Raw genomic sequence first — 16,842 nt, forward strand, 5'->3', positions numbered from 1 at the left:
TCGGTATCTTTCCTACACGCGCTCGAGGATTTAGTCCTTGAAGCAGCGTATCGCCAGAAGCTGAGGGCCGTTCAATCTGACCACAATTATTCAGATTCAACGTCCGGTATCTGCGCAGTATGTGCCCCTGTTTGTGTGGGGCCGTCAGTTGCTGTATTTCTTGTGAAGGGACCCACACCATGCGTGTCGCGATATTGGATGACGAGCCCGCTGAGTTACGCCGGGTGGAACAGACACTGCGACAGATCCCCCGGCCATCGGACCAGCCGTGGTCTGTGCATTGCTTCGAGCGGGGAGAAGAACTGCTGCGCCAACTGCGTCGGGAAAACTTCGATCTGTTGATACTCGACTGGCAATTGCCCGATATCACCGGTATTGCACTGCTGCGCTGGACCCGTGAACACATGGAATCACCGCCTGCGGTAATCATGCTTACCAGCCGCGATGCCGAGAGCGATATCGTCGCCGCGCTAAACAGCGGTGCCGATGACTACCTGAGCAAGCCCTTTCGCCCCAATGAGCTTAAAGCTCGAGTCACCGCCGTGCTGCGCCGCCATGGCCTGCAAAAATCCGCGACGCCTGAGGTGCAAAGCTTTAACGACCTGACTTTTGACGACGCCCAACTCACCGTGACCCGAGCGGGTAAGCCCATCAACCTGACCGAACGTGAGTACCGTCTGGCCAACTGCTTGTTCGCTAACCTGGCACGGCCGTTATCCCGCGAATACTTGTATGAGCGGTTCTGGACGCATGAAGAGATGGTGTCGTCACGGCCATTGGACACACACATCTATCGCCTGAGAAACAAGCTGGGGCTGACGGCGGATCGCGGGTGGCAACTGTTGACGATCTACGGGTATGGGTATCGGTTGGAGAGTGTGGGCGTGGCGTCTGAAGGGTAAAAATCGGGATGTTCCACGTGGAGCATTTGGTAAAGACGAGGTAATAAAAAAGGCCAACGCTGAGCGTTGGCCTTTTTCGTACGGGTTTGCCTGATGTAGGTTCACAAAATAATTGCTTCAAGACCTCCAGCAAACGCTGGTAGAGAATCATTTATTTGGTGAGTCCACTGGCCGGAATTCACTTAATAAATGAGAAAAGCCTACATGTTTCACACAATAGCTGGTTGCACGTGGAACAGGGCGCGGGAGGTGATGCCGCGAGAGGCGCGTGGCGCCTGCTAGGCTGTTCTGTCAATCAGAGTTGTGCGCAATGACTGGGTCAGCCTCAAGATACTCGTGACTGCCGTCGCTCCAATCTCCTCCTTTCTCTTTCTGTAGGTAGCCTACAGAAAGCTCTTGCGGTTCGTGCAGAGGCCGGCTATAAATGCTCCTCCTTAGGTAACCTACCTACACAAAGAGAGTACAGCGAGATGAACACCACCCATTACGATCCAAAAGCAGTTGGCGATGCCATCGATAACATCACCGCAGGTTTAGAGCGCGTGATGACTGGATTTGCCAACCTGAAAACGCTATTGGCGCCTGTCCCCGATGCTTCCGATATCCCTGAGCTCGATCCTCGCAATCCCGCCAATAAGTTCGAGAGCGGCAAGCTGACCGATCGTGGCATTGAGGTGTGCTACCGGCTTTTTGATGCCGGAAAGAGTCGGTATGCCGTTGGTGCGGAAATGGAGATCAGCTTCGGTGCAGCAACCCATCGCTTTGAAGCGTGGAAGAAGGCAGGTGGCCTCGATCGCGAGAAGCTTCCCCTGAACTGAGTAATGACGAAATGACCAGCGCTACCTCCCAGGGCCAACTGGTCATTGTTTCCCGAGAGGTTAGATGCCATGCCAGTCAGAGGGCTCAGTCACCCTCGACCCACTTCCGGCACGACCTCCGCTCCGACAGCGGGAGCGTCACGCCAAAGCACGATTTCAGGTGATTCAGGTAAATCGAAATCACATTGCTTCATCAGATCAACCAACTTGTATCGCTTTTGATCAACCGAAGACCTAGCGGAGGCTACCTGCTCTGAATGCTGATCGTGATTTTGACGGTACCGAGCCATTCGCTACTCCTATTGCTGAGCGGTGAGCGTATCACTGGTTCAGGTAGCTTCCTGCTCCGCTCATCCAATTCTGATGGGCTAGCCGTAGAAGGATTCCTTGGCTCAAAAAATCGAGAACCAAGTCTCCCGAAACTTACGCTCGATCGTCATATGGTGGAAATGTACTTTCCACCTGTGGAGGAACGGAGATTTTCCATATAGCTTTCGAGCCCTGTTCTGACGCATGCGTAGTCATTTGGCGCAGCCCGCCCAAAAATGATGCTCAATGCAGTGTCAACCTCAGGTCTCGCTCGGATTTTTTCCGACACAACGGCGAGGCCCACACATTCCAAAATCAGAAACATCGCTTCCTCAAGGCAAATCATACGGGCCCAAAGCGCATCGATCAGAGGCTCACCGTCAACCTGGGCGAGAGCGACGAATGCTCTCTTGTCGCCACTGATTACTGAATCCTCTTCGGCTTCATGCAGCGCAGCAAACAACGCGGCTTCTCCAGAATCCAAATCAGGTCGATTCAAGCCGAGTATGGGATTCGCAGTATCAGCTACCACGATTACTTCCGATGCAGCGGCGATCAATTGGTTGGCGAGTTCAAACGCTTCAACCGAGCCCAATCTGGATAAAGCGGAAGCCGGGTTGGCCAACTTGAGTTGGAATCGAAGCTGAGGGAGGACAGCGAATCCTTCAAGCCCGCATCCCAGAGCCATAGCCAGCTCATTTAGCAGATGGTATTGGCAGATTTTGCGGGCCACGTCGCTGTCGAGTAAGTACAAGGAATACTTACCCCCCAAATCCTTGGATGAACAAAACATGTTCCTGGTTTTCTTCGCTCAGCGATTCTAAGACCGTGTTAGCCCTGAATTTTTGCTCCACAAGCTCAATGGCACTAATCGGGTTGGGCATAAAGTTGAGCGCTTGGTTGGCTCTGGCCCAGTCATCATGCTCCTTGGCGTAAGAAAGAATCAGATGACCCGGATCAATCGCGTGCGCTCGACCAACCGACATCGCGCTCGATGCGAGCGTCGCAGCAGAATCTGGACGACCCATTTCACGTACGGGGTTGGGGTGCCCGTTTCTCAATAAAGCGAGAGCAAATGCATCAGCCTCACGCTCTTCGCCATCCTTTCGAACCACCTGGCTGCCCAGGAGGGTATCGGTAACACCAGAAATGTCCTCATCAATAAGGACACCATTATCCTCAAGGTGGCCGCATAGAATGTGAGCCAACTCGTGGGCCAAAACAAAGAGCTGCCTGGAGTGCTGAGCGGTATTGAAGCCCAAAATGATTGCAGGTCGACCGTCTACGTTCACCGTCATTCCGGTCATACGTTTTGTGTTTTTTGGCATTCCTTTTAAAAACAGAACTGGAATCCCACAGAACCAACATAAGTCCAAAAGCCCCTCAAAATCGACAAAGGTTTTTTTCGACTCAGACAGCACCAGCGCACGAATAGCCAATGGATCTGCTTGTGGCGGTTCATACGGTATAGACGTGCAGAAAATTGCTAGCCTCGCTAGAGCTATGCCCAAGCTGGCAGCTATGTTCAATTCTTCTTCATGGGTGTCACTACGCCGTTTGTAGCGCGCCTGTGGCGCTGACATTTGGATCTCCAGCGCTCCGTCTTGACCAAACTGAACGTTCAGACCCAACCGCTGCTTCAAGATCATCGCGAACTGGAAAGCGCCCGCACTCGTTTTGAAAAGACTGTTATCCCACCAATCAGGCAACAGTTTCTCTACATAGGGACGTGGGTATCCAGCTGCTTTCAAGCTATCAAACGCAGATTTCACCGTTATTGGAGTCGTGGCCTCACGCATTGCATCCTCCTATAACGCATTTTTCGAAAATCATTTTCCCATACTCGCTCGACGATGGGCGAAAAGCAGGTCCGCTAAGCGACGAGCGTGTTCTTCACTCCCGTCCCAGATAACACCTAGGGCATCCATCAGGACCTGGGAAGTTGCAGGATTGACGGGATCAACCACAATTGAAACATTCGCATAAATGCATAGCTGACGGATGGTTTTCGTCAGTCTCTTGGGTTGACCGAACAGATTGCGATAGATCTGAGACTGAGAAATTCCTGTGAGCTTAGCTATGCCGGCACTGGATGTCACACCTTGGTCAGCAAAGAATTTCTGAAGCTCTGAGACTACCTGCGCTGTAGGTTTATGCATATTCATGCAACAATATTAGCATATTGGCATAAACCTGAAGATGCTCAGGTATCAATCAAAAATCGCTAATTGGGTTATGCTGACCCGCTTTTTTGGCGCCCTGCCAAATCCTGGGACATGAAATGCGCGAAGCCGAGATAAAACGAGCTCTGGCACTGCACCTCAATAATTTGCCGGAAAATCTTCCTGGTTCATTCCTTGAAGAGGTTGAGTTAAGCGGCGGTGAGATACGTGCCGATCTCGTGCACGTGATGGATATGCACTGCTATGAAATCAAAAGCGAAGCGGACACCCTCAAACGTTTGATTGGTCAGGGGGCTCGTTACGCACGAGTTTTCGATCGAGTTACGCTGGTAACGGCAGAACGACATTTGAAGAAAGCCCTGCCGATTCTTCCCTCTTGGTGGGGAATTCTCGTCCTACCGGACGAAACCACAGACAAATTCAAACAAATCCGCTCAGCCAAACCCAACAAGCGGCACGAACCTGATGTACTCGCCACACTGCTCAAGCGTGATGAGGCTCTTCACCTCCTCGATAAACTTGGCCAGCTACGGGGATGGAAAAGTAAAAGCCTTTACCAGATTCAAGCCCATATCGCCCAGATCCTGAGCCTTGATGAATTACGGCAACATGTTCGAGAGTATCTTCTTAAGCGCGTCGGCCTTTCTCAATCTATCCACTGCCGAGAAGAGCTGATCGTCGAGCTCGAAAACCTCGCAACGGATCTGAGCCCTGCCGATCTGTACGAAAAAGCCCGCACTCTTTCTATCTAAAAGGAGGGGACCCTCCTTCGATATGTAAAGAACTCACCCTCTGCGCGGAAAGCTTCCGGCAGGCACGAGTTAGCAATCAGACCACAGCGCGACAGCGCAGTCTTAGCTCTCAGGGAATGCGCTAAACGTATTGATCTTCCCGCCGTGTATGCCAGGTCAGTACTGCTCCTTGACCACTACCGCAATGTGATGACTCCAACCTTCCGTGATGTGGTAATGACCACAGCGTTTCTTGGTAAGCAGCACAGTGGGGTCTGCGCGCTCAGCCAAGAGCTCGTCACCAAATGAATATGTCGGTCCTTTAAAATCAGCCGCATAAGCGTTGACCATGATTTCAGAAATAGCGACAGAGTCCGTTTTTTTCTTACCGTCGGCACGGAGAATGAGCCAGTCATTATTCCGCGTATAACGGATTGCCACTCGTGCGCCTCGCCGCGTTAATGCCTCTTCTGTCCAAACGGGAGAAAGAACACCGTAATCGCTGAAGCCGATTTTCATGCCAGGAGCTGTGGCATTGAGGTCACTCCAGAACGACCAATCTCGCCGGTTAAAAACACCTACCCCTGTTTTTACCGCCGCTAGGCTTTCAGGATAGGCACCGGATGCGACATGGATGCTGGTGAAGCCTAGCTGTTGAAACTGCGACAACTCGGTGGAAAACCGTTGAGTATCTGCGTTTGTCCATGTTTGCGGAGCGACACCGAGATCGATGATCAAACTCATACGCAATCCATGAGCAGATAGGACGTTGTATGCCGTCGTAACATTGGCCAAGTGATCAGCGGTGATTGATAGCGCAGCTACCCGTAAGCGCAGTGCCGCTTCACCAAAAGAGGCTGCCAAAGTCTGGAGTGGTACACCAAGCCCTGGTACATCGTAAGGATTGAACACAGGAACGATCGGGAGGCCCAGCCCGTTGGCCGAGGCCAGAAAGTCATGAAACTCACGCTTTCTGTTCGCCGTCAAAACCCCTTTAGGATCGGCATAATCGACCATCGCCGAACTGCCCCACGTGCCATGAAAAGCGCCCAAGAGATTAATGTGTTGGGCGGAATCTCTGACTTCTATGCAAGGAAGCACGTGCCTCCCTACGTCGGAAGCTATCTTTTTAAGCGCCTTCTGTTCGTAGGATTGCCATTTAATGATGGGAATATACGGGGGATGGTCAGGGAAATTTATCGCCATGCTATTACCGCTCCTTGGTGCACCTTGGTGGCAAAGGAATATCACGGCGCGCCAACCATTGCCATCGTCAGATCGTCTATTGCTGGCCCCCGAATCTAATTCTTGTGACAGTTGAATTGCACTGCGAATCAATCACGACGACAAAAGCCCCCTATAGCCCACTCTGTCGCTGGCAAGCGGCTCCGCCCTCTTGCTGGTTTACGTCACCGAAGGCTCGCTTACCCGCGCTTCAACCAGACCCCAACACTCGTCACCATCTCGTCACAACACATCGCTAATCTGAATTGAATGGGCCAGCCTTCTCTGGCCTAGAGGAGGCCTACTTGTCCTCTCCGTCCATGCGTACAGATTCAACTGACTGCTCTGACAGCTTGGTGCCAGCTGCGGAGTACGTTCGCATGTCTACTGATCACCAACGCTACTCCACGGAAAACCAATCAGCAGCCATCCATGCTTACGCCATGAACCATGGCATGAAAATCGTCACAACTTACCAAGACGACGGGAAAAGTGGCTTAGATATCGGCGGCCGTGATGCTTTGCGCAGATTACTTGACGACGTCCAGACCGGACATACCCAGTATCAGGTGATTCTTGTCTATGACGTCAGTCGTTGGGGACGCTTTCAGAACACGGACGAGAGTGCCCACTATGAATACCTTTGCACCAGCTCCGGCATCAACGTGGTGTATTGCGCAGAGCCATTTGAAAACGACGGCTCGCCTCTAGCAACGATTTACAAAGGCATCAAACGATCCATGGCGGGGGAGTACAGCCGAGAGCTTTCCCAAAAAGTCTTCGCTGGTCAGTGCCGCCTCGTTGAAAAAGGTTTTCATCAAGGCGGCCCGGCAGGATATGGATTGCGCCGCGCTTTGATCGATGAGAAAAGCGAATTCAAGGCAGAACTGTCGCGAGGCCAACAGAAAAGTCTCCAGACCGACCGGGTTATCTTAATTCCAGGACCCGAAACCGAAATCGAGGTGGTTCAACACATCTATCACCAGTTCATCCACAACGGGATGAGTGAGCGCGAAATTGCCGATGCACTGAACGCCGAAGGGCTGATCACCGATTTCGAGCGCCCTTGGAGTAGAGGTAGCGTGCACCAAGTGCTGACCAACGAGAAATACATAGGTAACAACGTCTACAACAAAACGTCCTCCAAGCTACGTAAACGTATCAGCCGCAACCCACCCGAAAAGTGGGTTCGATGTGATGGGGCATTCCAGGGAATTGTCTCACTGGAGGTTTTCGCCGCCGTTCGCGAAATCATTTTGCAACGCTCACGCCGCTTGGACGATGCACAACTGCTAGAACTGCTTCGCACCCTGTTACGGCGGGCGGGCTCATTGTCCGGGATGCTCATCGATGACCAAGACAACATGCCCTCCAGCACGACCTATATAAATCGCTTCGGCGGCCTTTTACGTGCCTATACGCTCATCGGCTACACACCAGAACGAGACTATAGGTATTTGGAGATCAATCGCTCACTGAGGCAGCTCCATCCGCAGGTTCTTGAAGATGTTGTTAAACACTTCAAGCATGTGGGTGCCGGAGTCGAGCTCAATATTCAGAGTGACCTACTGACAATTAACGATGAATGGACAGCATCTGTGGTCATCGCGCGCTGCCAATCCACGCTGGCAGGTACTCTTCGCTGGAAGCTCCGGTTTGAAAACAGCCTGACACCCGACATCACCATCGCGGTGCGCATGGAGCACGAAAATCTACAAGTGAGGGACTATTACCTCATCCCCAGTATGGATATGGGGGCGTGGCCGCGAAAAATGTCCGAAGAAAACAGCCCTTTAATAGACAGTTACCGTTTTGCAACGCTGGACGTACTTAATGGACTTGCTGCGCGTTGCTCGCTGAAGGAGGCACGTCAATGACTGTCCCATCTACCTCGCGTGATCGCGTCGCACTAATTCCAATATCACATATCCACATCCTCAATCCTCGCACGAGGAACAAGAAGGTTCACCGCGAGCTTATAGAAAACATAAAAACGGTAGGACTCAAGCGTCCCATTACCGTAAGTCTCAAAGCCACGCCTCAGGGGCAGATCAGCTACGACCTTGTGTGTGGACAAGGCCGTCTCGAAGCATTTCTTGCACTAGAAGCCACAGAAATTCCAGCGTTTGTGATTGATGCCGTGGAAGAAGACTGCTTGGTCATGAGCCTGGTGGAGAACGTAGCTCGAAGGCAGCATAGGCCGATAGACCTTATGAACGAAGTCGGGCGCTTGAAAGAGCGGGGCAAAACTGATGAGGCGATCGCAATAGTAATTGGCAGCACAGCCTCTTGGGTCAGCATGATTGTTGGTCTACTTGAACGCGGTGAAGAAAAACTCCTGTCAGCAGTCGAGACAGGCTTGATACCGCTAAGCATGGCAGTTGATATCGCCCGTAGCAGTGAAAGCGACATTCAAAACCTCCTTACTGACGCCTACGAGCGTGGAATAAAAGGAAAGAAGATTACCAAGCTGCGTCACCTTTTAGAGCTACGTGCCAAGAAAGACAAACTGGTGCGGGGAAGCCCGCTGGGTCGTGATAGCCAGAATAAGAAGAAAAGGCTGACACCCGCAGACTTAAGAAAACTATTCGAACGAGAAGCCGAGCGGCAGCGCCTGATGGTGAAGAAGGCTGCTTTTACCCATGAGCGAGTCATTTTCTCCATTCAGGCGATTAAAGAACTCTTAGCAGTTAGTGATTTCGAAAAGCTTCTTTCTACAGAACAACTGAATTCGATACCCAAGCTGATACAAACTCGGCTTCGCAATGGGGGACTCTGATGTCTGAGAAATCGCTCGAAACCGCGGCCCCTCAGTCGACTCACTCTCTAAAAAATGCTTTTTTAGATGAGTGCGTTCGAGTCAAAGTAGCCAATATCCTGCCGCTTAAAATCTCTCGGTCCGCGGTGAAAGAAAGCCTCAAGTACCAGCAAATCCTCGCGTCAATCCAGGACGTTGGACTGGTGGAACCACCTGCTGTAACACCAGTACCTGGCCGCGCCGGACATTACTTTTTGGTTGACGGCCACCTGCGAATTGAAGCGCTCAAGGATTTAGGTGAATTGGAAGTCGATTGCCTCGTAGCAACAGACGATGACACCTACTCATATAACAAGCGCACCAACAGATTATCTGCCGTCCAGAGTAACAAAATGATAGTGCGGGCGATGGAGCGTGGGGTCTCTGCGGAGCGGCTTGGCAAAGCGCTTGGATTGGCACCGGAGACAATCAAGCAAAAATTTCGCTTATTAAATGGCATTTGCGCAGAAGCTGTATCGCTCCTGGGTGACACAGACTGCCCTGCAAACGTATTCCATCTTCTGCGGCAGATGAAACCATTGAGGCAAATCGAAGCGGCTGAATTAATGATTGGAAATAAAAATCTTTCTGTCCTGCTCGCTAAAGCACTTTTGGCTGCCACCCCATCAGATCAGTTAGTAGTACCTAGAACCCTCCAACCTGATCAGCAGATCTCTGCGGAGTCAATTGCTCGCCTAGAGCGTGAGCTCGCCGCCTTGCAGATGCAAATCAAAACAGTGGAGGAGAGCTACGGACCTGACGTACTACATCTCACGGTCATCAAAGGCTACCTAGCTAAGCTTCTCGCCAACGCAGCGGTCGTTCGGTGGCTGGCCAGACATCAACCTGAATATCTGAAAGAATTTCAATCGATCGCCGAGCTGAAGGAGCTCCCCTGGGGAAGTGACGAATCAAGCTCAGCCCTAAAGGAGCATGCTTAGGCAGTTCAGTTGGTAGGCTTACTGCTAAACCCGACTAGGCGAAATCGCTAGATTTTTGTGGCCTACTCAGTCTTGCGTCAGCAGGTGGGTCAATTCGGTATCGGCGTCAACACACTGCTCATTGCTTGCCATGGGATCAAGCCACGAGCTAATCTCTTGTGCACTCTGTGTTAGCAGAGGCCGGGCGTTTTCAAGCCCCAATGTCTGGCCTTTAGGCCCATGCCGAGCAGTAGTCCTCATCCAGTTGAGCTTCTGCATACGGACGACACCTTATCTGTCCGATTGGACGCTAGGAACACATCACGGCCCGCGCACTTTGGTGCTGCGTTGCCAAATAAAAAAGCTTTTACGTATCTAAGGATCAGATCGCGTAATGGCACGCTCAGAGCTCATGAGGCTCGATACATTGTTGCCCTCTGAGGCGTCAGCAGAGCAAACATACCGCCCCGACACTCATGACCTTGAGGGCAAGACTGGCATGTACTAGCCAGGAATTGTGGTTTTGGCTTTGTGCATAGAGCCTTCCCATTTTCTGCCTCCCCACCTTTCATGTGAGGTACCGGTAACGGTGTTTGTGCGACCTTTAGACGGTCGAACAAGCGGCAGATCAATATCGGCGCCGGCAACCAAGGCGCAAAATCAGCTCAGGGCGCACATAGGATTTGTGTCGACTGCAGCAGGCTTCACTAAGCGTGGCTTTGATGCACTGGAGCATTAGCCACAGCCGAAGCGCAATCAATGTCACGGGATAAACACCTGTGACGTATCTGGATCCTGCCATCGGCGGGACCAATAAACATTGGCTGAAACACGCCCGCAAAAGAAAGTTCTTCTATTGAGGATCTCTTATGAGCGGATTGCGTTGGCAACCTGATTGGCTGAAAAAGACTTTCTCTTCGTTTGTGAAGGAAATTCTGCGTGTGATTTTTCGCAAGCTTGTTGACTGGGCCTGGGAAAAAATTCGCGAAATGATCGGCTAGCCATCAAAAAGCGGCCCACCGAATGGGCCGCTTCCGCCAGTGTAACGTTCACAAGACCTTCCCAACGAAAAAATTCCAGACAACAAAAAGCCCTCGAATTTGAGGGCCTTTGTATAAAGCACTTGTTTCACGCAGACATTTTCTGCAACTGCCTAACTCTGTCATGGACCACAAATTTGATAATTCCTTTCACATCGTTTGTGCAGTTTTCGAAGGCAAGACGGGAAATGACTTGTCGCCCATTTTTCAGAATCAGAGCTCCGATGAGCTCATCAACAAATGACTGAGTGACATCGTTTCCAGAGAAATCGATGAGTACACTTTCACCCGTGATAAGCGAGCGCTCGATTTCCTCACGATAAGGGATCGCTGAAGCTCGCATTCCGTACGTTCGGATAGAATCATCCCTGCCTAATCGAATTTGAGTTTGCATCTCTTAACCCCTTGTATTTCTTAATCCTTTTTACAGCCCTGCATTGATAACGCCCAATGTCAATTCGCAGATGCCTAGTCCCTGTATAATCGACTCTAGCCCTCATGCCATCAAAAAGCCAGAGCTACCGGAAATCCAGATCCAGATCGAGTTCGTCTTCCTCGATCCCCACATCGTCTTTGGGTAGCAGATCACTGATAGAGATGGTTGGCAGCAAATCACGGGTGCAGCTAAACGCGATCGATACTCCATTCCACCTAACGTCGCCCAACTCCGTAGAATACTGACGTTTCGTGTCATGCATGCCATTGCCACTGATAATTACCAGTCCACCACCAGCAGCACCCGCAATTTTCGCAGTGGTCGTAAGTCCTATGCCCTGGTTTTCGCTACCCAAGATCTTCGCCATGGCGCCTCGATTGCAGCTAACTCGTGGTTTAAGTGCCGCCTCAATGGCATGCCTATCGGTTGGTTCTTGAACCTCAGGATGTTCCTTGAGGGTCGCGAGAAAACCACACCCGTTATCGACAATGGCCATCCGCACAATGTTCAATTTTGGATAGAACTGGCAGGTGATCCAGACGGCCGCATTCATTCGACCCTCCCTGCGGGCATGAGTGAGCGCGTTCTCAAGCAACTCTTTGAGCGAATACTCCAACGGACCACGATAGGAATCATATTCGTTCCTGCCCGTGTGCTCGTCTACTGGAGCATCTGGGTCTGACTGGGTGAGCCTTCCAGTAATCGCACGGGCTAGCCGTGACGCCGCAGCTTCAGCCTGATGGTGCTCATGGATCTTGGTAATCTCGACAAGCGACCCGCTTCGATCATTTCGTTTTCCCACGGATGATAGGTCAACTCCTTCAATATCGATGTCTTTGAAGAAGTCCATCCTGGCGAGGTAGGAGGTGAGATCTTTGCTCAGGAACTGAATGCTTATTCGTTTCCGAGTCAATTGATCCTCGAACATGGCACGCATTGTGGCCATACCAAGAGGATCGACGTAGGAGAGGGCGCTAGCATCCAAAACGATATCCTGGGGACAGTTTGCTATCTTGGAGCAAACTGCAAACAGATCCTTGGGCGATTTTGACCCTAGCCCCCAGGGGAGCACAATCGCATTTTCTATGTCGATGGCCTGCATGCAACTCCTTGGCAAATATACGGAATCCGACCTGACATTCATCTGGCCAGAGCTGGATAATAGCCGAATGCCACACGCAGAATCACTTCCCGTTTTTTTATGTCCGAAAAAGACGACTAACGAGATGTCGCTCTGTACGAATGGATATCAAACTGAAGGGCCGCGCAGGAAGTGATAGGTGTGGATGGACCCAGATGGCTACTGCCAGAACCAGACATTCGCATTTCCTTTCGCTAGTCAAATTGAGTGCAAAGCAATATCACACTGGGAAGGCAAAAGGCCATAATATCCTCATGCTCAAAGCGGCAACCGACACAAACCAAACATCGCCCCGTATGCTTTTAGACTCCACAAGTGCGCGACATCTAGGGAAGGAAATTCTGTATGCGACTGAGCCGAATAACGATTGAGAACTTCAGAAACTTCAAGCATCTCGACGTATATTTAGGACAGCATGCTGTTGTCCTAGGCGAAAACAAAGTAGGCAAGACGAATCTGCTATTCGCCCTGCGGATGATCCTGGATCCGACTCTCCCTGACTCCGCACGAAGGCTGCGTCTTGATGATTTCTGGGATGGCCTGCCCAGGCCGCTGAAGGTCGATGATGTCATCGAGATCTCGGTGGAGTTCAGCGACTTCGAAGACAGCGAAGAACTGTTGGCAGTACTTGCCGACCACCTGATTAATCCCTCACCCATGGTGGCGAAGGTCACATACCGCTTCCAACCCATCGTGGGCATTGATCGAGCACTACGCAGCGAAGCGGATTATGAGTTTGTGATCTTCGGCGGCGATCGCCCAGAGAACTCGGTCGGCTATGAAATGAGACGTTGGATGCCAATGGACCTTTTCCCCGCACTTCGCGACGCGGAGTCGGACCTTGCTCGGTGGACGCGCTCCCCGCTGCGGCCGTTGCTGGATCGAGCGGCGCAGACCATTGACGAAGATGAGCTTGAAGCGATCGCCGATGAGGTACATGCAACGACATCAAGGATTGCTGGCTTGCCTCAGCTCGCTGATGTAGTGAAGCAGGTCAATGGCCAGCTCACGGCAATGATGGGGGATAAGCATGCAATCGAGACGGCCCTAGGTTTTGCACCAACGGAGCCTGAACGGCTGCTCCGCGCCCTACAAATGATGATCGATGGCGGCAAACGAGGGGTCGCCGAGGCAAGCCTAGGCTCTGCAAACGTTTTGTACCTCGCGTTGAAGCACCTGGAGCATCAATACCTGGTGGAAGAAGGGGAACGACAACATACGTTCCTTGCGATCGAAGAGCCCGAGGCGCATTTGCATCCGCACTTGCAACGCTTGATCTACCGAAACTATCTGAAGACGCGTGATGAGGACGAGCGCGGTCGGGAGCTGCGCAGCATTCTGCTGACAACGCACTCCCCGAACGTCGCCAGCGTTGCTCCGCTCACCAATATCGTAGTTCTAACCAATGTCCCCAAGGAAAGACACACGGTTGCTCGATCACTTAAGGGTATCGAACTAAAAGAAGCTGACCGTGAAGATCTCGAGCGATACATAGACGTCACGCGTGGCGAGTTGTTCTTTTCGAAGGGCGTCATCTTGGTAGAGGGCGATGCGGAAAAATTTCTCTTGCCTACGTTAGCCAAGCTGTACGACAAGAGTTTCGATTTCGATGCTATGGGCATAACTGTTTGCTCGATCGCCGGGACCAATTTCGCTCCGTACGTGAAGCTACTGGGACCCCAGGGACTCGACATTCCATTCGCTGTGCTTACCGACTTTGACCCGAAGGGCTCAGAAGTAAGTCAGGAAGACGACGATCCTGACGGAAAAGGTGTCGGGGAAAACTACGGGGAAAACCGCGTGGTAAATCACATCATGCGAGAGGTGCTCTCCAAGGCCAGCTGGAAAGAACTTGATTTCGAGGATGTGCTTGAGCTCGCGCCGCAGCATGGCGTTTTTCTTAATGAGTTCACCTTTGAGATAGATGTTTTCAAGGTCGGCGCCGAGGAGTACTTCCAGAAAGCCGCTCTGGCACTGTCGACTAACAAGAAGATGCATGCTCGCTTCAAGGCCTTGGATGACGATCCCACGACATTGGACGAGAAGCAGTTTCTTAAAGACATAGACTCTATTGGCAAGGGTCGGTTTGCTCAGCGTTTAGCCTCAGTGATACTCGCAGACAAGGCTGATATATGTCCCGACTACATCAAGAATGCCCTGGAGTACATGAGGGAGAAACTGGGATGAGTACCGCCAAACCAGCCTACCTCGTGGCAGCTGAAGACTTACGCGATAACGAAGATCAATGGAATGCCTACGAGTCGACGGGCAACTGTGTGATTCTGGCCGGCCCCGGTAGCGGTAAGACTAAGACCATCACGGTCAAGGTCGCGAGGTTGCTCACGGAGACTGTACGTCGCCCACAACGCGTCGCGTGTATTACTTATAGCAATGCCTGTGTCGGCGAGTTGAGAACGAGGCTGAACAAGCTTGGCGTTGACGATGGCAATCGGATTCTTATTTCCACCGTACACTCGTTCTGCTTGACTGAACTCGTATTACCTTACGCGGCTATGGCCGGTATTGCGGTGCCAGCCCCGTTGTTAGTAGCGACACCAGCAGAGTCCCGCAAGCTTTTCGGCGTTGCCTACAGCGCCGTGCTCGGTGGAACACCAAGCAGCTCATTTCGCACATCATGTGACAAGTTACGGCGCACCATTCCGGATAAAGACTGCGACGATTGGAGGGCGTGGTCTCCGCGCGAGACACGAGTCGTCGAAGACTATGAAGACCTGCTCCTAGCAAAGGGACTGATCGATTTTGACGGCTTAGTGCTCGCAGGCCTGGAACTGATCGAGAAGCACGAGTGGGTGCGCCGCGCGATCCGGGCGAAATACCCCGTCGTGGTGATAGACGAGTACCAGGATCTCGGCCTGCCATTGCACCGCATTGTGCGAGCGTTGCTCGATGCGGGGGTCAGAGTCATCGCCGTAGGTGACCCGGATCAGTCGATCTATGGATTTACCGGAGCCAAGCCGGCCCTGCTAAAGGCCCTGGCAGAGGACCCACGTATGCAAGCCGTGACACTTAAGCTGAACTATCGCTGCGCTGATCGCATTATTGCGGCATCGAGGACACTTTTTCCCGACCGTGCAAACTTCCAGTCCCATGATGATAGGCAAGGTGAAATTCGAATTCACAAGTTAGAGCGCGACCTCACAGGGCAAGCAAAATATGCGCTCGAAACGCTAGTACCAGCTCTGCTCGACGCCAATAGGACTTGGACTTCAGGAGACATTGCCCTGCTGTATCGATCTATGGCTGAAGGCAAACAGATCGCCCAAGCAGCTGATCGATTAAGAATGCGGTACTTCCGCCTCGACAACGGATCCCCCATCAAGCGCACACGTCTCACAGAGTGGCTGACAGAAGCTGCGCAATGGTGTGCTGATGGATGGAAGACAGGGCAGGTGCAGATTTCGCAACTGCTCAAATCCTGGCAACGCATGCAACGTTCTGGAAAAAGCGAAGCCCAGTTGCTCGTGTCTCGCAAACGGGTAATAGCAGCACTATTCTCTTTGCGGGAGGGCACCCTGCCGCTTTGCAAATGGCTGAAATCACTAGATAGCGCCGTTCTCGACGAAATGCTTCGTAGCGAGCCAGGCTTGAGCGACGAAGTCGACATTCTCGCTGACCTTATCGCCGCTACAGAAGCAGGTGGAGCGCTTGAAAAGTTTACGGTCGAGATTTTTGGCAACCAGGGCAAGAGCCCAGACCAGATCAACCTAATGACGCTTCACAGCTCGAAAGGGTTGGAGTTTCAAGCTGTCATCATGCTCGGGCTTGAGAAGGGCGTGTTTCCAAGCAGCTACGACAAGACTCCAGAGCAGTTGGAAGAGTCCGCACGCTTGTTCTACGTCGGTGTGACCCGTGCCAAAGCCCAGGTTCACCTGACATTCGACACCAACGAATCCCCACTAATAACCACAATTCGAAAAGCGACATAACTGTTACCGCCAATGCATTTTTGACCCAGGTGCCTGACGCTATTCTGACCCACCCCAGCAGTCTGAAAGCGAAACTCAACAACGAGTTCGGAGTTCGAAGCTAGGCCAATGAAATTCCGGCGTGTGGGTAAAAAATGCGTCGGTGGTAACAGGTGACGCTCCAGTTCTCTTTTTATGAGACTGCACCCGTTTTACGGTGCTGAGACAGATGGCGCGACTGGCTGTGTTATTGTTAACAGAGAAAAGTTGTGACTGTTGACGCTGATGCTTTATTGACCCAGGTTGCCGAAGTTCATTGATCCACCCGAATACTCCAAACGATATCCTTGTGCGGATTTAAGTGGCGCATCTGGGTCAGTCAAAATCAGCAGCCTGGGTCAATAATGCATCAGCG

At 51.9% G+C, this 16,842-nt stretch carries 15 protein-coding genes; 9 read left to right on the top strand and 6 right to left on the bottom strand.

Annotated elements, in window-relative coordinates; all coding sequences use genetic code 11:
• The first annotated feature begins 179 nt into the window (after positions 1-179).
• Both LUB09_RS07405 and LUB09_RS07410 read left to right on the top strand, forming a co-directional pair.
• A complete protein-coding gene (locus tag LUB09_RS07405; protein WP_231422216.1) occupies positions 180-902 on the top strand; it encodes a response regulator transcription factor in 723 nt (240 codons plus the stop codon).
• A gap of 470 nt (positions 903-1,372) precedes the next feature.
• Positions 1,373-1,720 (top strand): hypothetical protein, encoded by a 348-nt coding sequence (locus LUB09_RS07410; protein WP_106111362.1) that lies wholly within the window; start codon positions 1,373-1,375, stop codon positions 1,718-1,720.
• Positions 1,721-2,156: 436 nt separating this feature from the next.
• Here LUB09_RS07410 and LUB09_RS07415 read toward each other — a convergent pair whose 3' ends face one another.
• Genes LUB09_RS07415 through LUB09_RS07425 form a run of 3 tightly spaced genes read right to left on the bottom strand, consistent with a single transcriptional unit; the run spans position 2,157 to position 4,194 of the window.
• Positions 2,157-2,783 carry a hypothetical protein gene (locus LUB09_RS07415; protein ID WP_231422218.1) on the bottom strand — a complete coding sequence of 209 codons (627 nt, stop codon included), beginning with the start codon at positions 2,781-2,783 and terminating at the stop codon, positions 2,157-2,159.
• A 7-nt stretch (positions 2,784-2,790) separates the two neighbouring features.
• Positions 2,791-3,828 (bottom strand): ImmA/IrrE family metallo-endopeptidase, encoded by a 1,038-nt coding sequence (locus LUB09_RS07420; RefSeq protein ID WP_231422220.1) that lies wholly within the window; start codon positions 3,826-3,828, stop codon positions 2,791-2,793.
• Positions 3,829-3,858: 30 nt separating this feature from the next.
• Positions 3,859-4,194: a hypothetical protein gene (locus tag LUB09_RS07425; protein WP_146135659.1), complete on the bottom strand. Its 336-nt coding sequence runs from the start codon at positions 4,192-4,194 to the stop codon at positions 3,859-3,861.
• 116 nt (positions 4,195-4,310) lie between these two features.
• Between LUB09_RS07425 and LUB09_RS07430 the strand changes: the two genes are divergently transcribed.
• The gene (locus LUB09_RS07430) at positions 4,311-4,964 is read left to right on the top strand and encodes a sce7726 family protein (protein WP_231422221.1); all 654 of its coding nucleotides are present in this window, start codon (positions 4,311-4,313) and stop codon (positions 4,962-4,964) included.
• A gap of 156 nt (positions 4,965-5,120) precedes the next feature.
• Here the strand turns inward: LUB09_RS07430 and LUB09_RS07435 are convergent, their stop codons facing one another.
• The gene (locus LUB09_RS07435) at positions 5,121-6,149 is read right to left on the bottom strand and encodes a beta family protein (RefSeq protein WP_231422222.1); all 1,029 of its coding nucleotides are present in this window, start codon (positions 6,147-6,149) and stop codon (positions 5,121-5,123) included.
• Positions 6,150-6,487: 338 nt separating this feature from the next.
• Between LUB09_RS07435 and LUB09_RS07440 the strand changes: the two genes are divergently transcribed.
• The 4 genes from LUB09_RS07440 (at position 6,488) to LUB09_RS23875 (ending at position 10,885) form a co-directional block, all read left to right on the top strand.
• Positions 6,488-8,044: a recombinase family protein gene (locus LUB09_RS07440; RefSeq protein WP_269325483.1), complete on the top strand. Its 1,557-nt coding sequence runs from the start codon at positions 6,488-6,490 to the stop codon at positions 8,042-8,044.
• Positions 8,041-8,946 (top strand): plasmid partitioning protein RepB C-terminal domain-containing protein, encoded by a 906-nt coding sequence (locus LUB09_RS07445; protein ID WP_231422225.1) that lies wholly within the window; start codon positions 8,041-8,043, stop codon positions 8,944-8,946. Before LUB09_RS07440 ends, LUB09_RS07445 begins: the two co-directional genes overlap by 4 nt.
• The gene (locus LUB09_RS07450; protein ID WP_231422227.1) at positions 8,946-9,905 is read left to right on the top strand and encodes a plasmid partitioning protein RepB C-terminal domain-containing protein; all 960 of its coding nucleotides are present in this window, start codon (positions 8,946-8,948) and stop codon (positions 9,903-9,905) included. The genes LUB09_RS07445 and LUB09_RS07450 overlap by 1 nt, the downstream gene beginning before the upstream one ends.
• Positions 9,906-10,753: 848 nt before the next feature.
• Positions 10,754-10,885, top strand: a complete 132-nt coding sequence (locus LUB09_RS23875) for a hypothetical protein (protein WP_269325481.1) — start codon at positions 10,754-10,756, stop codon at positions 10,883-10,885.
• A 127-nt stretch (positions 10,886-11,012) separates the two neighbouring features.
• Here the strand turns inward: LUB09_RS23875 and LUB09_RS07455 are convergent, their stop codons facing one another.
• Both LUB09_RS07455 and LUB09_RS07460 read right to left on the bottom strand, forming a co-directional pair.
• Positions 11,013-11,318 (bottom strand): STAS-like domain-containing protein, encoded by a 306-nt coding sequence (locus LUB09_RS07455; RefSeq protein WP_231422228.1) that lies wholly within the window; start codon positions 11,316-11,318, stop codon positions 11,013-11,015.
• Between the two features lie 124 nt (positions 11,319-11,442).
• A complete protein-coding gene (locus tag LUB09_RS07460) occupies positions 11,443-12,462 on the bottom strand; it encodes an ATP-binding protein (RefSeq protein ID WP_231422229.1) in 1,020 nt (339 codons plus the stop codon).
• Positions 12,463-12,846: 384 nt separating this feature from the next.
• Between LUB09_RS07460 and LUB09_RS07465 the strand changes: the two genes are divergently transcribed.
• Positions 12,847-14,688, top strand: coding sequence for an ATP-dependent nuclease (locus tag LUB09_RS07465; RefSeq protein ID WP_231422230.1), 1,842 nt, complete (start codon positions 12,847-12,849; stop codon positions 14,686-14,688).
• A complete protein-coding gene (locus tag LUB09_RS07470) occupies positions 14,685-16,448 on the top strand; it encodes an ATP-dependent helicase (RefSeq protein WP_231422231.1) in 1,764 nt (587 codons plus the stop codon). Before LUB09_RS07465 ends, LUB09_RS07470 begins: the two co-directional genes overlap by 4 nt.
• Positions 16,449-16,842 lie beyond the last annotated feature (394 nt).

This window comes from Pseudomonas sp. Leaf59 (assembly GCF_920984685.1).
In the GTDB taxonomy this organism is placed as follows: Bacteria; Pseudomonadota; Gammaproteobacteria; order Pseudomonadales; family Pseudomonadaceae; genus Aquipseudomonas.

Bases quoted from the DNA above. Each gene is read 5' to 3' on its own strand.
- LUB09_RS07455 (WP_231422228.1), bottom strand. From the start codon at position 11,318: ATGCAAACTCAAATTCGATTAGGCAGGGATGATTCTATCCGAACGTAC.
- LUB09_RS23875 (WP_269325481.1), top strand. From the start codon at position 10,754: ATGAGCGGATTGCGTTGGCAACCTGATTGGCTGAAAAAGACTTTCTCT.
- LUB09_RS07465 (WP_231422230.1), top strand. From the start codon at position 12,847: ATGCGACTGAGCCGAATAACGATTGAGAACTTCAGAAACTTCAAGCAT.
- LUB09_RS07440 (WP_269325483.1), top strand. From the start codon at position 6,488: ATGCGTACAGATTCAACTGACTGCTCTGACAGCTTGGTGCCAGCTGCG.
- LUB09_RS07425 (WP_146135659.1), bottom strand. From the start codon at position 4,194: ATGAATATGCATAAACCTACAGCGCAGGTAGTCTCAGAGCTTCAGAAA.
- LUB09_RS07450 (WP_231422227.1), top strand. From the start codon at position 8,946: ATGTCTGAGAAATCGCTCGAAACCGCGGCCCCTCAGTCGACTCACTCT.
- LUB09_RS07405 (WP_231422216.1), top strand. From the start codon at position 180: ATGCGTGTCGCGATATTGGATGACGAGCCCGCTGAGTTACGCCGGGTG.
- LUB09_RS07430 (WP_231422221.1), top strand. From the start codon at position 4,311: ATGCGCGAAGCCGAGATAAAACGAGCTCTGGCACTGCACCTCAATAAT.
- LUB09_RS07420 (WP_231422220.1), bottom strand. From the start codon at position 3,828: ATGCGTGAGGCCACGACTCCAATAACGGTGAAATCTGCGTTTGATAGC.
- LUB09_RS07435 (WP_231422222.1), bottom strand. From the start codon at position 6,149: ATGGCGATAAATTTCCCTGACCATCCCCCGTATATTCCCATCATTAAA.
- LUB09_RS07460 (WP_231422229.1), bottom strand. From the start codon at position 12,462: ATGCAGGCCATCGACATAGAAAATGCGATTGTGCTCCCCTGGGGGCTA.
- LUB09_RS07410 (WP_106111362.1), top strand. From the start codon at position 1,373: ATGAACACCACCCATTACGATCCAAAAGCAGTTGGCGATGCCATCGAT.
- LUB09_RS07445 (WP_231422225.1), top strand. From the start codon at position 8,041: ATGACTGTCCCATCTACCTCGCGTGATCGCGTCGCACTAATTCCAATA.
- LUB09_RS07470 (WP_231422231.1), top strand. From the start codon at position 14,685: ATGAGTACCGCCAAACCAGCCTACCTCGTGGCAGCTGAAGACTTACGC.